This window comes from Brevirhabdus pacifica (assembly GCF_002797755.1).
GTDB classification, from domain to species: Bacteria; Pseudomonadota; Alphaproteobacteria; order Rhodobacterales; family Rhodobacteraceae; genus Brevirhabdus; species Brevirhabdus pacifica.
This window is the reverse complement of the sequence record NZ_PGFI01000011.1, coordinates 1657250-1674531: the sequence shown is the minus strand read 5'-3', so window position 1 is coordinate 1674531 and position 17282 is coordinate 1657250. Positions and strand designations below refer to the sequence as shown.

Annotated in this window: 17 protein-coding genes and 1 tRNA gene; 11 read left to right on the top strand and 7 right to left on the bottom strand. The window is 67.0% G+C overall.

What is annotated here, in order from left to right:
* The first annotated feature begins 43 nt into the window (after positions 1 to 43).
* From CLV77_RS08120 to CLV77_RS08090, 7 genes are all read left to right on the top strand, one after another.
* On the top strand, positions 44 to 985 hold the full coding sequence (locus CLV77_RS08120) for an MBL fold metallo-hydrolase (protein ID WP_076978462.1): 942 nt from the start codon (positions 44 to 46) through the stop codon (positions 983 to 985).
* Between the two features lie 91 nt (positions 986 to 1076).
* A tRNA-Asn gene (locus CLV77_RS08115) sits at positions 1077 to 1151 on the top strand.
* Between the two features lie 252 nt (positions 1152 to 1403).
* Positions 1404 to 1742, top strand: a complete 339-nt coding sequence (locus CLV77_RS08110; protein ID WP_076978463.1) for an ArsR/SmtB family transcription factor — start codon at positions 1404 to 1406, stop codon at positions 1740 to 1742.
* Positions 1739 to 2254: an SRPBCC family protein gene (locus CLV77_RS08105; RefSeq protein WP_076978464.1), complete on the top strand. Its 516-nt coding sequence runs from the start codon at positions 1739 to 1741 to the stop codon at positions 2252 to 2254. Before CLV77_RS08110 ends, CLV77_RS08105 begins: the two co-directional genes overlap by 4 nt.
* Before the next feature lie 134 nt (positions 2255 to 2388).
* Positions 2389 to 3246: a substrate-binding domain-containing protein gene (locus CLV77_RS08100; protein ID WP_083707874.1), complete on the top strand. Its 858-nt coding sequence runs from the start codon at positions 2389 to 2391 to the stop codon at positions 3244 to 3246.
* A gap of 90 nt (positions 3247 to 3336) precedes the next feature.
* Positions 3337 to 4356: a DnaJ C-terminal domain-containing protein gene (locus CLV77_RS08095; protein ID WP_076978465.1), complete on the top strand. Its 1020-nt coding sequence runs from the start codon at positions 3337 to 3339 to the stop codon at positions 4354 to 4356.
* Positions 4353 to 4694: a chaperone modulator CbpM gene (locus CLV77_RS08090; RefSeq protein ID WP_076978466.1), complete on the top strand. Its 342-nt coding sequence runs from the start codon at positions 4353 to 4355 to the stop codon at positions 4692 to 4694. Before CLV77_RS08095 ends, CLV77_RS08090 begins: the two co-directional genes overlap by 4 nt.
* A 98-nt stretch (positions 4695 to 4792) precedes the next feature.
* On the opposite strand, the gene CLV77_RS08085 is transcribed toward CLV77_RS08090, so the two are convergent.
* The 5 genes from CLV77_RS08085 to CLV77_RS08065 all read right to left on the bottom strand — a co-directional run bounded on the left by CLV77_RS08085 (position 4793) and on the right by CLV77_RS08065 (position 9003).
* Positions 4793 to 4999: a cold-shock protein gene (locus tag CLV77_RS08085; RefSeq protein WP_076978467.1), complete on the bottom strand. Its 207-nt coding sequence runs from the start codon at positions 4997 to 4999 to the stop codon at positions 4793 to 4795.
* A 235-nt stretch (positions 5000 to 5234) separates the two neighbouring features.
* A complete protein-coding gene (locus tag CLV77_RS08080) occupies positions 5235 to 5924 on the bottom strand; it encodes a class I SAM-dependent methyltransferase (protein WP_076978468.1) in 690 nt (229 codons plus the stop codon).
* Positions 5925 to 5928: 4 nt separating this feature from the next.
* Entirely contained in the window at positions 5929 to 6687 is a 759-nt protein-coding gene (gene pssA, locus CLV77_RS08075; RefSeq protein ID WP_076978469.1) for a CDP-diacylglycerol--serine O-phosphatidyltransferase, read from the bottom strand.
* 7 nt (positions 6688 to 6694) lie between these two features.
* Positions 6695 to 7381 (bottom strand): phosphatidylserine decarboxylase, encoded by a 687-nt coding sequence (locus CLV77_RS08070; protein WP_076978470.1) that lies wholly within the window; start codon positions 7379 to 7381, stop codon positions 6695 to 6697.
* Between the two features lie 110 nt (positions 7382 to 7491).
* Complete coding sequence (locus CLV77_RS08065) at positions 7492 to 9003, bottom strand: hypothetical protein (protein ID WP_236861001.1); 1512 nt, start codon at positions 9001 to 9003, stop codon at positions 7492 to 7494.
* Positions 9004 to 9268: 265 nt separating this feature from the next.
* Here CLV77_RS08065 and CLV77_RS08060 point away from each other — a divergent pair, with 265 nt between their 5' ends.
* The 3 genes from CLV77_RS08060 (at position 9269) to CLV77_RS08050 (ending at position 12061) form a co-directional block, all read left to right on the top strand.
* Entirely contained in the window at positions 9269 to 10534 is a 1266-nt protein-coding gene (locus CLV77_RS08060) for a CaiB/BaiF CoA transferase family protein (protein ID WP_157802029.1), read from the top strand.
* A gap of 192 nt (positions 10535 to 10726) precedes the next feature.
* Positions 10727 to 11422 carry a CoA transferase subunit A gene (locus CLV77_RS08055; protein ID WP_076978471.1) on the top strand — a complete coding sequence of 232 codons (696 nt, stop codon included), beginning with the start codon at positions 10727 to 10729 and terminating at the stop codon, positions 11420 to 11422.
* A 12-nt stretch (positions 11423 to 11434) separates the two neighbouring features.
* On the top strand, positions 11435 to 12061 hold the full coding sequence (locus CLV77_RS08050; protein WP_076978472.1) for a CoA transferase subunit B: 627 nt from the start codon (positions 11435 to 11437) through the stop codon (positions 12059 to 12061).
* A 32-nt stretch (positions 12062 to 12093) separates the two neighbouring features.
* Here the strand turns inward: CLV77_RS08050 and CLV77_RS08045 are convergent, their stop codons facing one another.
* Together CLV77_RS08045 and CLV77_RS08040 are read right to left on the bottom strand one after the other, a co-directional pair.
* Positions 12094 to 12798 (bottom strand): GntR family transcriptional regulator, encoded by a 705-nt coding sequence (locus CLV77_RS08045; protein ID WP_083707619.1) that lies wholly within the window; start codon positions 12796 to 12798, stop codon positions 12094 to 12096.
* 30 nt (positions 12799 to 12828) lie between these two features.
* The gene (locus tag CLV77_RS08040) at positions 12829 to 15825 is read right to left on the bottom strand and encodes an FAD-binding and (Fe-S)-binding domain-containing protein (protein WP_076980898.1); all 2997 of its coding nucleotides are present in this window, start codon (positions 15823 to 15825) and stop codon (positions 12829 to 12831) included.
* 173 nt (positions 15826 to 15998) lie between these two features.
* Between CLV77_RS08040 and CLV77_RS08035 the strand changes: the two genes are divergently transcribed.
* Positions 15999 to 17216, top strand: a complete 1218-nt coding sequence (locus tag CLV77_RS08035) for a pyridoxal-phosphate-dependent aminotransferase family protein (protein WP_076978473.1) — start codon at positions 15999 to 16001, stop codon at positions 17214 to 17216.
* The last annotated feature ends 66 nt before the right edge of the window (positions 17217 to 17282 follow it).

The following is a 17282-nucleotide window of genomic DNA, read 5'->3' as shown; positions in this document are numbered from 1 at the left end:
TCTATAGGTAGCGCCGTTCGGGGTGGAGAAGGAAGCGACTTCGTTGAGACAAGACGACAAGAGCCCGCCTGCCGGGCGGATCGAGGATCTGGCCCCCGGCGTGCGCCGCATTCTGGCACCCAACCCCTCGCCCATGACCCTGTGGGGGACCAACACCTACATCCTTGGAAGCGGTGATGTGGCGGTGATCGACCCAGGCCCGCAACTGCCCGCCCATCTCGAGGCGGTGATGACGGGATTGGCGGGGGAGCGCGTGGCGCTGATTCTGGTCACCCACGCCCATCTTGACCATTCGCCACTGGCGGCGGAGCTTTCCGCGAGGACCGGCGCCCCGGTGCTGGCCCATGGGGATTGGACCGCCGGCCGCTCGGCCCAGATGACGGCGCTGGCGGCCAGCGGGGGTGTCGGCGGCGGCGAGGGGGTCGATGCAGGCTTCCGCCCCGACCACGCGCTGCCCGACGGCACGACCGTAGGGTCCGACATGGGCTGGTCCGACGCACCGATCGAGGCGATCTGGACTCCCGGCCATTTCAGCAACCACATGTCCTTCGCCTGGCGCGGCAACCTCTTCTGCGGCGATCACGTGATGGGGTGGGCAAGCTCGCTCGTCTCGCCGCCCGACGGGGACCTGACGGCCTTCATGGACAGCAGCCGCCGCCTGCTGGCACGCCCCGAGGGGCGGTATTTCCCCGGCCACGGCGCGCCCCTCGACCAACCCGAAGAGCGGCTGCGCTGGCTGATCGGTCACCGCGAGATGCGCGAGGCCCAGATCCTCGAGGCGCTGGAGGCAGGCCCCGCCAACGCCGCCGAACTGGCCGCGCGAATCTACACCGACCTGGCCCCCGCGCTGATGGGGGCCGCCAGCCGCAACGTGCTGGCCCATCTGCTGGACCTGACCGCCCGCAACCACCTGGCCCCCGTGGCCACCGCCCCCGGATCCCTCACCGCCACGACCCGCTTTTCCCATGTAGACAGGCCCGCCTGAGCCCCGGGTCGGGGCAGGGAAAAAAGGTTCGATTTTTCCGCCCGAACCCTCTGGACGCCCCCGGGACCGCTTGCTATATGCCCCCTCGTGTTCCGGCGTAGCTCAGCGGTAGAGCAGTTGACTGTTAATCAATTGGTCGTAGGTTCGATCCCTACCGCCGGAGCCAAGATAAACCCTTCAAGTCATTGGCTTGGAGGGTTTTTCTTTGTCCAGGTTGTGGTGAGCTACCTGCATGATTGCCTCCCGCCAAATTAAGATACTCACCTAGTTCGCGACATCTCCTCGCTCAGATCTGACTGTTTCGCCGGGGCGACGACAGGCCGCCGACCTGATCCGGAGGCATCGGGCTGGCGCCACACCGGCGCGCACTAATACTTATCCCTTGCGGTAAGTAATGGCCCGGGGTATACTTACCCACATGGATAACAATAACCCAGAACTCGACACCGTCTTCCTCGCTTTCGCGGACAGCACCCGCAGGGCGGTTCTGCGGCGGCTTGGGGAAGGTCCGGCCTCGGTCAGCGACTTGGCCGCACCCTTCGATATGGCGCTGCCTCCGTTCATGAAGCACATCAGGACGCTGGAAAATGCGGGCCTGATCACCACCGAGAAGGTGGGCCGCGTCAGAATCTGCGAACTCAATCCCGAAAAATATGCGGCCGTTGAAGATTGGCTCAAGGACCAGCGCAGGCATTGGGCCTCGCGCTACCGGAAACTCGATCAACTGCTTGAACAAATGAAGGACAAGGACAGATGAAACCCGATCTCCACTACAGTTTTCAGGCTGACATGCAGACCAGCCGGCTCACGATCCGGCGCGAATTCGATGCACCCAGGGATCTGGTCTGGGACTGCTATACGTGGGCCGAACTGCTTGATCAGTGGTTTGCCCCCGAACCCTTCACGGCCAAGACCAAATCCATGGCCTTCGAGGAAGGCGGGCATTGGCATTTTGCGATGGTCGATCCGGAAGGGAACGAACATTGGTCCCGTTTCGATTACGAGACGATCACGCCCAAGGACGGCTATCAGGCCCGAGACGCCTTCAGCGACCCGGACGGAGGCATCAATCGTGATTTGCCCGCCTCGACATGGGACGTGACGTTCGAGGACGCATCCCAACGCACGCTCGTGCAGACCGTTCTGACCTACGAAACGCCCGAGGCGCTTCAGCAGGTCATAGACATGGGCATGCAGCAGGGGATGGAAGCCACACTCTCCGGCCTCGACAAGCTGCTTGCGAAGCTGACCGGGGCAACGGCGAAGTAGGGAAGGTTAGAAGTTTACGTTGGGAGGGGGCGTCGGCGGGCATCCGCGGCCTTCGGTCGCCGGGGGTGCCTTGGGGGGAACCCGGGTGATGGGCCGGGGGTTTTGACGGCACACCCAACCCATTGGACATCGCCATGAATCTCGCATCTCGCACAATTTCCGCCGCCCTCGCCGCGGCGGCTTCGCTGCTGCTTTCGACGGCGGCCTACGCCGACATCTCGATCTTCGGTCCCGGCGGGCCGACGCCCGCGATGAAGGAGGCGGCCGAGGCCTTCAAGCAGGAGAGCGGCATCGCCGTCACGGTCACGGCTGGCCCCAGCTCCAAATGGATGGAGGCGGCCAAGACCGAGGCCGACGCCATCTACAGCGGCTCCCAGAACATGATGGACGACTTCATCGCCGAGCATGGCACCATCCTTGCCGACACGGTGGAGCCGCTGTTCCTGCGCCCCTCGGCCATCCTGGTGCGCAAGGGCAATCCCGAGGGGATTACCGGTATCCGCGACCTGGTCGCGCGCGACCTGGGGCTGATGGTCGTCGACGGCGCCGGTCAGGTCGGCATGTGGGAGGACATTGTCGGGCGGATGCGCGACGTGGCCGCGATGAAGGCCTTTCGCGCCAACATCGACCACCTGGCGCCGAACTCTGGCGCAGCGCGCGACACCTGGAAGACCGACGAGAGCCTTGATGCCTGGTTGATCTGGAACCACTGGCAGATCGACAACGCCGAACTGGCCGACATGGTCCCGACCGAGCCCGAGCTGACGATCTATCGCGACACCTCGATCGCGCGCACCGAGAAGGGGCGCGACAACGAGGAGGTGACCGGCTTCATTGATTTCCTGAACAGCGACGCAGGCGTCGAGATCTTCGCCCGCCACGGCTGGCAGAAAAGCTTCGACGAGGCGGGGCAGGGCAGCGCCAAGGATGGCGCCAAGGATACCGATGCCGCGAAATCCGACCAGGACCAGGAGGAACAGGCGGCCCAGTAGCGGCCCCGCGCGACGGGGAAAGGCGGGGCGGGGGCTTCCTGTCCTTGGCTCGCCGCCCTATCCTCGGTCGCATCAGGAACGGAGACCCGGATGAGTGACGATCCATACGCCGCTCTTGGCCTGACCAAGAGCGCCAGCACCGACGAGATCAAGAAGGCCTATCGCAAGATCGCGCGCACGGACCACCCCGACCTCAAGCCCGGCGATGCCGCGGCGGAGGCGCGGTTCAAGGCGGCCTCCTCGGCCTATGACCTGCTCAAGGACCCCGAGAAGCGCAAGCGATACGACGCGGGCGAGATCGACGCCTCGGGCGCCGAGCGGCCCCAGCGCCAGTATTACCGCGACTATGCCGGGGCGGCGGACAATCCCTATCGCTCGGGCCCCCGGTTCGAGGAAGGGGTGGATCCGGCCGACATCTTCGCCGAGTTCATGCGCCAGAACGCCCGGGCCGGTCGCGCGGGCGGCGGGCAGCGCGGGTTCGACGGGGGCTTCGGCGGGGGCTTTGACCAAGGGCCTGGCGGCGGTTTCGGCCAGGGATTCGGGCAAGGCTTCGGGTCAGGTTACGATGCGCCGGGGGCCGACATGCGATACGCGCTGGAGGTGCCTTTCATGGACGCCGCCCTCGGCGGCAAGACCAGGATCACCATGCCCGACGGGCGCGGGCTGGAGGTGTCGATCCCGAAAGGCACGGCCGACGGGCAGACCATCCGCCTGCGCGGCAAGGGCGCGCCGGGGATGGGCAAGGGCAAGCCGGGCGACGCGCTGATCACCATTTCGGTGGCGCCGCACCCCACTTTCACCCGCGAGGGCAACGACATCCTCGTGACCCTACCGATCACCATCGACGAGGCCATCCTGGGCGGCAAGGTCGAGGTGCCGACCATCGACGGGCCGGTCAAGCTGAACATCCCCAAGGGGGCGAGCAGCGGCCAGACCCTGCGGATGCGGGGCAGGGGCGTTGCGCCCGCCAGGGGCGCCAAGGGCGACCAGCGGGTCGAGCTTCGGATCGTGGCGCCGCCCGAGGTGGACGAGGAGCTGTCGAAATTCATGGAGCAATGGCGCGAGAAACACGCCTATGACCCGCGCAAGGACAGGGGGATGCGAACATGACCGAGCGTTTCAGCGAAGACGAGGCCCTAGCCGCGGTCGCACGCCTGGACCGGCGCCGCCTGCATTCCTACCTGGAGGCGCGGATCGTCACGCCCGTGCAGACCGAGGGCGGGCAGGTCTTCCGCCGCATCGATCTGGTGCGCATGGAGCTTCTGTGCGAGCTGGAGGAGGATTTCGGCCTGAACGAGGATGCGCTGGCGATGGTGATCTCGCTTATCGACCAGTTGCACGAGGCGCGGGGCGATCTGAATTGCGTGCTGGAAGCGCTGCAAGACGAGCCGCGGGAGCTTCAGGCCAAGGTGGGCGCGGCACTGAGCAGGCTGCGTGCCGAGAGGTGATCGCGCGGCGCCCCCGGATCAGCCGTGGCGCAGGCGTTCGGCAACGAAAAAGGGCGGCCCCCGAAGGAGCCGCCCGATCTTGTCGAAACCGTCAGAACTTAGAGCAGTTCGAGGTTGATCGCCGATTCTCGACCGTCGCGGCCTGCTTCGATGTCGAAGGACAGCTTCTGGTCGTCGTTGAGGCCGGTCAGGCCCGAACGCTCGACTGCGGAGATGTGCACGAACACGTCCTTGCTGCCGCCGTCGGGCTGGATGAAGCCGAAGCCTTTAGTTGCGTTGAACCATTTCACGGTGCCTGTAGCCATCGTGGAGTCTCCTGATCTTGAGCCACTCGCGGAAATGCAGTGGTCTGGCGCTCTAGCTGATATGTCGAAAGGCTGAGGCCGGGATCGGAAACAGTCGTCGAAAGCGAGAAATCACCGAACATCCCTCGCAGGTCAGCGCGATTAAAGCAACAGGTTTATTTTCAAAGCCCCGGACGCGCGGTCCTGCGCCGGTCTTCCCGAACGCGGGAATGGGGCGCAGGAAGTTGGTGAAGGATCAGATTTCCTCGCCCACCAGTTCGGCGTCGGTCTTGCTGCAACAGGGGCGGTCGGGGGTGCGGTGACCGGCGAGGGGCTGCTTTTGCAGCGCCAGGAAGGTCATCATGCCGCTTGGGGGCAGGTTGCGACGCTCGGCCAGTTTCAGGCTGGGCTCTCCGAGAACGCGGTTGATGTCGAAATCCGAGTGCCATCCCAGAAGGTTGGCAAAGGGGGCCGAGACCTTTTCGGCCATGGCCAGAAGACCCTTTTCGCGGGCGAAATGATTGACGATCACGACGCAGCCGCCGGGTTTGCAGACGCGCGCCATCTCGGCGACGACGGTCTCGGGATCGGGCACGACCGAGACGATATGCATCGCGGCCACGCAGTCGAAGGAATTGTCGGGGAAGTCCATTGCGCGGGCGTCCATGGCGCGCAGCGCCTCGACCTGCGAAAGATCGTGTTCGCGCACCTTGCACCGGGCCTTTTCCAGCATCTCCTCGCTGGCGTCGATGCCGGTGACGGCCATGTCGCGGGCGTAGTGGCGCAGGGAAAGCCCCGTGCCGACGCCCACTTCCAGGACCTTGGGCCCGTGGGAGTTGAGGTATTCCACCGCGCGGCGGCGCCCGGCGCTGGTCAGTTTTCCGAAAGTCACATCATAGACGGGTGCCCAGCGGGCGTAGGAAGTCTTGACGGCTTCTAAGTCCATTGCACTACTCTTGATTTTTGGAAAGACGCTTGGCCCCCTGCAATGCCCAGACGATGCCGATGACGTAGATCAGATCGAGCACCAACAGGGTGGCCCAGAGATACGTGAACAACGCGGCTACCAGAATGACGAAACCGATGATGAGGAATTTCACGTTCTCGCGCGAGATCGCCACCATCTTGAACGAATAGGTCGGCACGCGGCTGATCATCAGAAGACCGACCACGACCATGTAGACCGACATCAACACCGGCGAGATCACCGGCGCGTCGACGAAGAGGAACGAAAAGAACATCGGCATCATGACCAGCATGGCACCGGCCGGGGAGGGAACCCCGACGAAGAAATTGGGATCCGAGCTTTTGACCTCGGCCTTGCTGTCGACGTTGAAGCGCGCAAGGCGGATGACGCAGCAGATGACGTAGATCAGCACCGCGATCCAGCCAAAGCTGCGCAGGTCCTGGAACGCCCAGATATAGATGATGAAGGCGGGTGCCACGCCGAAGTTGAAGAAATCGGCCAGGCTGTCCAGCTCGGCGCCGATCTGGCTTTGGCATTTCAGCAGCCGCGCCAGCCGTCCGTCGATGCCGTCGAGAACGGCCGCCAGCAGGATCAGTCGGACGGCGCGGTCGAAATCCCCCTCCACCCCGAAGCGCAGGGCGGTGAGACCGGCACAGATGGCGCCGATCGTCATCATGTTGGGGATCAGACGGATGATCGGCGTCTGAAGCTTGCGCCGGGGTTTGCGCTCGGTCGGGATCATGCGGGGATCATCCGGTGCGGGCCTCGCGGCGGGGCTCTTGCGAGGTCAGGTCGGCCAGCACGGTCTCGCCGGCGACCATGGTCTGACCGACGGCGACCAGCGGCTCCACCCCTTCGGGCAGGTAGACATCAAGGCGCGAGCCGAAGCGGATCAGGCCGAAACGTTCACCCACGGGCAGGGTATCGCCCTCGGCGACGAAACAGACGATGCGGCGGGCGACCAGGCCCGCGATCTGGACCACGGCGACCTTTCTGCCGTCCTTCATCTCGATCGCGAGGCTGTTGCGCTCATTGTCCGAGCTGGCCTTGTCCAGCGAGGCGTTGAAGAACTTGCCCGGACGGTAGGCGACGGCGTCGATGCGCCCGCCCACGGGCATGCGGTTCACGTGACAGTTGAACACGTTCATGAACACGCTGACCCGGGTGAGGGGGGTATCGTCCATGCCCAGCTCTGCCGGGGGAACCGCAGGTTCGATCAGCGAGACGATGCCGTCGGCGGGGCTGACGATCAGCCCCTCGCGAAGCGGCGTCGTCCGGTCCGGGTTACGGAAGAAATAATAGCACCACACCGTCAGCCCGACCCCGATCCATCCGAGAATGGTCGAGAAGGTGAACAGGATCGCCGTGATGACGGCGAAGATGGCAACGAACCGGATGCCCTCGGGGTGCATCGGTTTGATGAAGGTTCCGAGCATTGTCACAGGTGGTTACGTCGCTTTTGATAGGAAATTTGCCGCTTTCTAGAACAGTGCGGGCCCCGTGTAAAACACGAAGGGCACGGGCGGGCGGAAAAACTCCGCCCCGCTTACAGCACGAATGCGTATACCCAGACCCAGGCCGACAGTGCAACGGCGCAGGTCAGGGTGTAGATCCCGTTCCACTGGATGCCGACCCGCGTCGCGCTTATTCCGGCAAAAGATCCGATCAGAAGGGTCGTCGCCGTGAAGGGGGAGCTGGCGCCGCTGAGGCTCCAACCGGCTGTGATCGCGACGAAAACGGCGACCGGGGTGACGCCCATCGCCTCGGCGCTCGGCAGCAGGGGCGCGATGAGCGAAACGGCCAGGATCGGGTTCATCCCAAGCTGCCCGGCCAGCGGAATGATCCACACAAGCGAGATCAGGATCAGCCAGGGCGGCAGCGCGCCCAGGTCCAGGCCCATCGCCTCGACCCGGGGCACGAGAAGCTGCGCGCCGACCGTACCGATGAAGCCGGCCATCATCAGCAGAACCAGTTCCCCCCGGTATCCGGGCAGGTCCCGGCCCAGATAGCCGCGCGCCCGGCTGCCCATGCTGCGCAGCCGCTGACCCCGCGCCGCCTGCAGACCGACCCAGACCAGCGCGATCAGCGGCACCACGACGATCACCGCGCCCACGACCCGCACCTCGAAAAGGAAATGCAGCAACCCCACCGAGCCGCCCAGGATCAGCAGCAGGAAAAGAAGCGGCAACAGGGTGGCGGCGCTGTCCTCGGGGCCCTTCTGGATCGGGCGGGGGCCGCTGAGGCGCGGCTTGAAGACGGTATCCATCAGCCAGCCGGTGCCGGCGACGATGGCACCCGTCACCAGGCAGGGCAGAAGCGCGCGCAGCCAGGTCGCCTGAGGGATCAGCGCCGAGGTGATGGCGACTGCGAAGGACAGGGGCGACCAGGCCAGGCTTGAGATGAAGCCGCGCTGGATCGCCAGCAGCATCCGCCTTGTCCGGTGATAGCGGATCTCGGGGTTGGTTTCCTGCCCGGCGTTGGCCAGCGCCAGGCTGCCCAGCAGGACGATCGAGCCATAGTTCAGCACCAGCGCGAAAAGCTGCCCCCCGACGGTCAGCGCGGCATAGCGCCGGCCCGGCGGCTGTTGGGACAGAAAGCGCCCGCACCGGCGGATCGCGGGGGAGCTGTCGGCCGCGTTGCGCAAGGTCGCAAGTGCCGTGAAGAAAGCCGCGATGAAGGCGGCGGTGTTCAAACCCCGCTCGATGATGATGCCCCAGTCGGGCAGGGTGGCCACGGCCAGCGCGCTCAGCCCCAGAGCCACGACGATGAAACCCTGCCGCCCCTTGCGCACCTGAAGGCCCAGTACGGCCGTCACCAGAATGACCAGCACCGGTGCTGCGATCCGCGTCACCTCGGGCAGAAGTCCCCATTCGCGCAGCATTACCAGCCCGGTCAGAAGGCCCAGCCCCACACCGACCAGCAGATCGGACCCCGGCCCCGGGGACAGGCGGCCCAGGTTGCGCGCCCGGCCCGCGCCGGCGGGGACGGGTTCGGTCGTGCTGACAGGGACGTCTGGATCGGCTGCGGCGGGGGACGAGGGGCGGGGCGGAGGGGTCATGCGTTTCTTTCCTGTGGCCCCGGGCGCGTGACCCGGCGCGGGCGCCGGTCCGCCTTTGGGCCGGCCGTTGCGCCGGGCGCAGTTTCGACCGTTCGCGCGCCGGTCGCAAGCCGCCCGGCGAAAATACCGGATTGCATCTTTGCAGGGGCGGACGCGGCGGATCTTGACCGCGTCCCCGCGCTGACGCAGGTTTTCCCGGCGGCAAGGCGCAGGCCGGTCCCGGCCCGGGACCCCTTTGCCACCGTCGCCCAGCCCGGAGGTTTTCTTGTCCCAGGACCACACCGTCTCCCAGAACGCCGCCAACCAGACATCCGGTCAGGCCGGCCAGGCAAAGGGCGATGCTTCGCCCGGTGATCCGCCGCTCAAAGGCATTCGCATCATCGACCTGACCCACGTGCTGGCGGGGCCCTTCGCGACCTACCAGCTGGCGCTGATGGGCGCCGAGGTGATCCGCATCGAACGCCCCGCGGGCGACGATTTCGTGCGCGGTCACGGCGGCACGGCAGGCATGCGGGAGGCGGGACTCGGCGCCTCGTTCCTCAGCCAGAACGAGGGCAAGCAATCCCTGGCGCTGGATCTGAAAAGCGACGAGGGGCGCGCCATCCTCCACCGGCTGGCGGAGGGGGCCGACATATTCTGCGAGAATTTCCGCCCGGGCGTCGCCGACCGCCTGGGCGCGGGGCATGCGGAGCTGGCCCCCCTCAATCCGCGCCTCATCCATTGCAGCCTGTCGGGGTTCGGCCCGACCGGCCCGCTTTCGGGGGCGCCGGCCTACGATCATATCCTTCAGGGTATCTCGGGGATGATGGCGATGACCGGGACGGGGCAAAGCGGGCCCATGCGGGTCGGCTTTCCCATCGTGGATTACGTGGCCGGGCAGGCGGTGGTCTCGGCCCTGCTGACCGCCCTGCTGGCGCGGGGCGGGCGGCCTGACGGGCAGGGCGAGAAGGTCAGCGTCTCGATGCTGGACGCGCTGCTGGCCTTCATGGGGCCTTACGCGATCCACCATGCCACGACCGGCGCGCTGCGCGGGCTGGAAGGAAACGCCGCCTTCTCCGACTCGCCCTTCTCGGGGCGGTTCGATACCGCCGAGGGGCAGTTGGTCGTGACCGCCAACACCCCGGCCCAGGCCGTGCGCATGGCCGGGGCGCTGGGGCGCCCCGAGCTGGCCGATTCCGATGACGCCGACGCCATCGCCGAGGCCCTGCGCGCGATCCTGGCCAAGGACAGCGCCGACGCTTGGGAGGCGCGGCTAACGGATGCGGGCGTGCCCGCCGCCCGGGTCCGCACCCTGGCCGAGATGCTGGCCCATCCGCAAATGACCCACAGCCACCTGATGCGCCGCGTCGCCGTGCCCGAGCTGGAGATGGAGGTCGATGTCCCGGGCCTGCCCTTCACGCATGAGGGCTGGGACACGGGGCCGCTGTCGCCACCGCCGACCCTTGGCCGGGACAGCGACAGGGTCCTGGCCGAGCTGGGCTGGAACGCCGGGGAGATCGCCGATCTGCGCGCGCGCGGCATCGTGCGGTGATGGGCGCGGCAGGCAGCGCCGCACGCGGGCAGCACCGCGCCGGCAGGTGGTTGCAAAGCGCCCCGGAACCGGGTCTATCCCGTGGGGACGCGACATCACGCCGCCGCAAGAAGACACGGGCGCGCACGGCATCGGCGCGCGCCTTGCATGGTGCGGCACGGACGGAATGACCGGGATAACGGAGGAGTAAACATGAAGAAGATCTACGGCAGCGCCGCGGAGGCCCTCGAAGGGGTCCTGAGCGACGGCATGTTCATCGCGGCGGGCGGTTTCGGCCTTTGCGGCATCCCCGAGAACCTGATTGCGGCGATCCGCGACGCGGGCACCCAGAACCTGACGGTCGCTTCGAACAACGCAGGCGTGGACGATTTCGGTCTGGGCGTTCTGCTTCAGACCCGGCAGGTCAAGAAGATGATCTCCTCCTACGTGGGCGAGAACGCCGAGTTCATGCGCCAGTATCTCTCGGGCGAGCTGGAGCTGGAGTTCAACCCCCAGGGCACCCTGGCCGAGCGCATGCGCGCCGGTGGCGCGGGCATCCCCGGTTTCTACACCAAGACCGGCGTTGGCACCCAGATCGCCGAGGGCAAGGAACACAAGGATTTCGACGGCGAGACCTACATCCTGGAACGCGGGATCGTCGCGGACCTGTCGATCGTCAAGGCCTGGAAGGCCGATGACACCGGCAACCTTGTCTTCCGCAAGGCCGCGCGCAACTTCAACCCGCCGGCGGCCATGTGCGGCCGTATCTGCATCGCCGAGGTCGAGGAAATCGTGCCGCGCGGCAGCCTGGATCCCGACAACATCCACCTGCCGGGCATCTACGTTCACCGCCTGATCCAGGGCGAGCACGAAAAGCGCATCGAACAGCGCACCATCCGCGCGGCATAAGGAGAGATCACGATGGCATGGGACCGCAACCAGATGGCCGCCCGCGCGGCACAGGAACTTGAAGACGGCATGTACGTGAACCTCGGCATCGGGATCCCGACGCTGGTGTCCAACTACATCCCCGACGGGATCGACGTGACCCTCCAGTCCGAGAACGGGATCCTGGGCATGGGCCCGTTCCCCACCGAAGACGAGATCGACCCCGACCTCATTAACGCCGGCAAGCAGACGATCACCGAGCTGGACCGCACCGTCTATTTCGACAGCGCCATGTCCTTCGGCATGATCCGTGGCGGCAAGATCGCGATGGCGATCCTGGGCGCGATGGAAGTCAGCGAGAAGGGCGACCTGGCGAACTGGATGATCCCGGGCAAGCTGGTGAAGGGCATGGGCGGCGCGATGGACCTGGTGGCCGGTGTCGGCCGGGTCATCGTGGTCATGGACCACACCAACAAGCACGGCGACTCGAAGCTGCTGCGCGAATGCACCCTGCCGTTGACCGGGACCGGGGTGGTGCATCGCATCATCACCAACCTCGGCGTGCTGGACGTGGTCGAGGGCGGTCTGAAGATCGTCGAATGCGCCGATGGTGTCACCGAGGACGAGCTGCGCGCCGCGACCGAGGCCACCATCGTCTGAGCCGATCCTGCCCGGGCCTCACGGGGCCCGGGTCATTCGCCGGCGATGGCGCCCGGACCGGGGCCGCGCCCGGCCTCTTCCTCGGCCGTCAGCGACGACAGCTTGCGCAGATGGGCCGTCATCAGCAGCCGCGTGCGCGCGCCGTCGCGCGCCAGCAGGGTGCGGGCGATGGCCTCGTGCTCGTCCACGGCGCGTTCCCACAGATGGGCGGTCGGGTTCGCCTGATAGCGGGCCCGCTGCACCCGGTAGGCCAGCAGCGCGTGGGACCGTATCAGCGTCTCGTTGTGGCTGGCGTTGAGGATCGCGTTGTGGATGGCCTGGTTCAGGCTGAAGTAACTGCGCCTGTCGCGGGCCTCGAACTGAGGTCGCAACGCGTCAGTGAGGCGCGCGATCTCCTGCAACTCCTCGTCGGTCGCGGCCTCGCAGGCCAGCTCTCCAGCCAACCCTTCGAGGGTCGAGAGAACCAGGAAGATCTCCTCTCGTTCGGCGTCGCTCTGGCGCGAGATGATGGCGCCGCGATTTGGAATCAGCTCCAGCAGCCCTTCGGACGCCAGGACCTTGAGGGCCTCGCGCAGGGGTGTGCGCGAGACGCCGAACTCTTCTGTCAGCAGTTTCTCGCGGATCTTCTCGCCGGGTTTCAGCCGCCCTTCCAGGATCATCTGGCGCAGGCGGTCGGTCACTTCGACGGCCAGCGCGGTGCGGCCGATGACGGAGGGGGGCGTGTCGTTCATGGCCATGTCATCGCCTCCGCGGCGCGCAAGCGCAAGTCATTCGCCCGGATCCGTCGCGCCCGGACCCGTCGTTTCAGGGGCCTCGGCCAGCAGGTCGGCCATCACCTCGGCCAGGTGGCGCGCGCGCCGCTCGGTCCCGTCGGCGATCTGGTGGCGGCAGGAGGTGCCGGCGGCGATGAGCAGGTCGGCCTCGTCTGCCGCGCGGACGGCCGGCAGCAGGTCCAGTTCAGCCATGCGGCGCGAGACCTCGAACGTCTCGGCGCCGTATCCGAAGGCGCCCGCCATCCCGCAGCATCCGCTATCGATGATCCGCGCCTCGACCCCCGGCACGACCTCGGCCGCGGTCTTGACGGCCGCCATCGTGCCGGCGGCCTTCTGGTGGCAATGGCCGTGGATATGGGCGACGCGGCGCGGGGCATCCTGGCGCAGGGGCAGGCGGAAGCGCCCGGCCTCGGCCTCGCGGGCGACGAATTCCTCGAAAAGCAGCGCGCCACCGGCCAGCGCCTCGGCCTCCTCTCCCGGCAGCAGGGTCAGAAACTCGTCCCGCAGGGTCAGGAGGCACGAGGGTTCCAGGCCCACGATCGGCCGCCCGGCCCGGATGTGGGGCAGAAGGGCACGTAGGGTGCGCCGCGCCTCGTCGCGGGCGCGGTCGATCATGCCGGCGGCTAGATAGGTTCGCCCACAGCAAAGGGGGCGGCCGCCCTCGGGCGTGGCGGCATGCACGACATATCCAGCCGCGCGCAGCACCTTGAGCGCCGCGCGCGGCAGTTCGGGTTCCATCCACCGGCCGAACGTGTCGACGAAAAGCACCAGCTCCCCGGCGGGCGCATCGGTGGGTGCATCGGTGGGGGCAGGGGCGGCCGCAGAGACGTCGGCGTCGCGGAAATGGTCGCGGCGGAAGACCGGCAGGCTGCGGGCCCGGGCCAGCCCCAGCAGCCCTTCGCCGGCGCGGGCCAGCAGCGGCAGGCGGTTGCGCAGCCGCACCAGCCCGCCCAAGGCCACGCCCAGCCGACCCATTCGCGGCAGCTCGGCGATCAGCCGGTCGCGTGGCTTGACCCCCATTCTCTTGCTTCGTTGATAAAGCACCTCGGTCTTCATCCGCGCCATGTCGACGCCCGTGGGGCATTCGCGCTGACACGCCTTGCAGCCGACGCAGAGCTTCAGCGTCTCGGCCATCTCGTCCGAGAAAAGGGCGTCGCGCCCAAGTTGCCCGGACAGTGCCAGGCGCAGGGTGTTGGCCCGGCCCCGGGTCACGTCACGCTCGTTCCGGGTGACGCGGTAGCTGGGGCACATGACGCCGCCCTTCAGCTTGCGACAGGCGCCGTTGTTGTTGCACATCTCGACTGCGCCCTGAAGGCCGCCGCCGGCGCCGGTCCAGGCGGACCAGTCGTGGCCGGTCGCGATCTCCGCGACCGCATAGCCCGGCGGGTAGCGCATCAGGCTTCGGTCATCCATGGGCGGGGCCGCGGTGATCTTGCCGGGGTTCAGCCGCCCTTCGGGGTCGAAGGTGCGCTTCACCTCTTCAAATGCCTTAACAATGGGTTGGCCGAACATCTTCGTGTGAAATTCCGAGCGAACGATGCCGTCCCCATGCTCGCCCGAGTGGGATCCCTTGAACTCGCGCACCATGTCGAACGCGGCCTCGGCAATGGCGCGCATCTTGCGCACATCCTGGTCCAACTTGAGGTTGAGGACCGGGCGCACGTGCAGGCACCCTTCGGAGGCGTGGGCATACCACGTCCCCTCCGTGCCGTGGGCACGGAAGATCGCGGTCAGCCGGTCGGTGTAATCGGCCAGATGCTCCAGCGGCACCGCGCAATCCTCGACGAAGGAGACGGGTTTGCCGGCCTCCTTCATCGACATCATGATATTCAGCCCGGCCTTGCGCAACTCGGCGATATCGGCGGCGAGGGCGGGGTCGTGCACCTCGACCACGCCACCCTCGGCGGGGCCGCCCTTGCCGAAGCCAAAGCCAAGATCCGCCATCGTGTCGTGAAGCGCGGTGACCCGGCGGCGATTCTCCTCGGCGCCTTCCGCGAACTCGACCAACAGCAATGCCGCCGGGGTGCCGCGCACGAAGGCATCGAGCGTGCGGGCAAACATGGGGATCGACCGGGCCAGCCCGATCATCGTGGCATCGACCAACTCGACCGAGGTGGGGCCGAGGGCGACCAGGTGGCGGGCCGCCTCCATCGCGGAGCGGAAGTCGGGGAAATGGCACACGCCCAGCACCTTTTCCGACGAGGGAAGGGGCGAGAGGCGGATCTCGATCCGCGTGGTGATGGCCAGCGTTCCCTCCGACCCGATCAGCAGGTGCGCCAGGTTGACCGGGCCCGCGCCGTCGGCCGGCGGGACCAGCGCGTCGATGTTGTAGCCGCCGACACGCCGCTGCACTTTCGGAAAACGCGCCTCGATCTCGCCCGCCTCGCGCCGGCCCAGGTCCAACAGATGCTCGACCATCCCCGAATGCCTGTCACCGGGCAGGCGGTCGGGATCCAGCGCGCCGAAATCGAAGGCGCTGCCATCGGCCAGCAGGCCCGACAGCGACAGCACGTTGTCGCGGGTGGTGCCATAGCGCAAGGAGCGTGAACCGCAGGAGTTGTTGCCCACCATGCCGCCCAGCGTGGCGCGCGACCCGGTCGAGATGTCGACCGGGAACCACAGGCCGTGGGGCTTTAGAAGGCGGTTCAACTCGTCCAGCACGATACCGGGTTCAACCACCGCGCGGCGCCCGGCCACGTCCAGTTCCAGCAGGCCCGTCAGGTGGCGGGAGCAATCGACGATCAGGCCGTGGTTGACGGTCTGCCCGCATTGGGAGGTGCCGCCGCCCCGCATGGTCAGCGGCAGGTTCATGCCGCGCGCCATATCCAGTGCTGCGGCCACGTCCCGGTCGTGTCGGGGGATGACCACGCCGGCGGGCATGATCTGGTATATCGAGGCGTCGGTGGCATAGCGCCCGCGGGTGAAGGCATCGAAATGCACCTCGCCCTCGATGTCGCGGCGCAGCCGGGCGCGGGCGGTCTCGTCAAGCATGCCGGGGCCTCCGAACAGGGCGGGTGTCACGCGATTGTTCTTGACTTGAATAATGAATGCATAATTCAATGCAAGGAAATTCAACCGTCTTTCCCCAAGGTTCGCGACCCGGTCGCAAGCGGGCGGGACGGTGCCCGTTCGATCTTGTTGCCGTAGCAAAGGGACCAGATGCGATGACAGCCGGCCGGCATTTTCTTCAGATCCCGGGGCCCTCGAATGTGCCCGACCGGATCCTGCGGGCAATCGACTTTCCCACCATGGACCATCGCGGCCCGGCCTTCGCCGAGGTCGGCCAGAAGGCGTTGGAGGGGATGCGGGGGATTTTCCGCACCAAGGGCAGGGTGGTGATCTACCCGTCCTCGGGCACCGGCGCATGGGAGGCGGCACTGGTCAACACCCTGTCGCCCGGGGACCGGGTGCTGATGTATGAGACCGGGCATTTCGCCTGGCTCTGGTCGCGGCTGGCCGAGCGGTTGGGCCTGCGCCCCGAAACCATCGTGGGCGACTGGCGGCGCGGGGCCGATCCCGACGCGATCGAGGAGCGACTGCGCGCAGACGCCGACCATTCGATCAAGGCCGTCTGCGTCGTTCACAATGAAACATCGACCGGCGCGGTCAGCCCTATTGCCGAGGTGCGCCGCGCGCTGGACGCGGCGGGGCACCCGGCGCTTCTGATGGTCGATACGATCTCGTCGCTGGGCTCGGTCGATTACCGTCATGACGAATGGGGCGTCGATGTCGGGATCTCGGGGTCGCAGAAGGGGCTGATGCTGCCGCCGGGGCTGTCGTTCAACGCCATCAGCGACAAGGCCTGGCAGGCCGCGCGCGACGCCCGGCTGCCCAAGGCATACTGGAGCTGGGAGGAGATGGAAGAGCCCAATTCCAAAGGGTATTTCCCCTACACCCCGGCCACGAACCTTCTTTACGGGCTGAACGAGGCGATCGACATGCTGGCCGAGGAGGGGTTGGAGAATGTCTTTGCCCGCCACGCTCGCCACGGGGCCGCCGCCCGCGCCTCCGTCGAGGCCTGGGGCCTCGAGGTGCTGTGCGCGCGGCCCGAGGACCGCTCGCCGGTGCTGACGGCGGTGCTGATGCCCGAAGGGCATTCGGCCGACGCCTTCCGTGCCACCACGCTGGCCAATTACGACATGTCCCTTGGCAACGGGCTGTCGAAGGTGGCCGACCGGGTCTTCCGCATCGGGCACCTGGGGGATTTCAACGACCTCATGCTGTGCGGCACGCTTGCCGGGGTCGAAATGGGGCTGCGCGATGCGGGCGTGCCCTACCGCGCCGGCGGTCTGGCCGCCGCGATGGACGAGCTGGGCGCGACACGACAGGGCCAGGCGCCCGGCGCCGAGGCGGCCCGGGGACGAAAGGCCGGGGCCCGCTGAGCGGGCCGACCGGAGAGGTATATTCTTAAAGGATTTTCGGAGGGATCAGACGCCACGCACAAAACC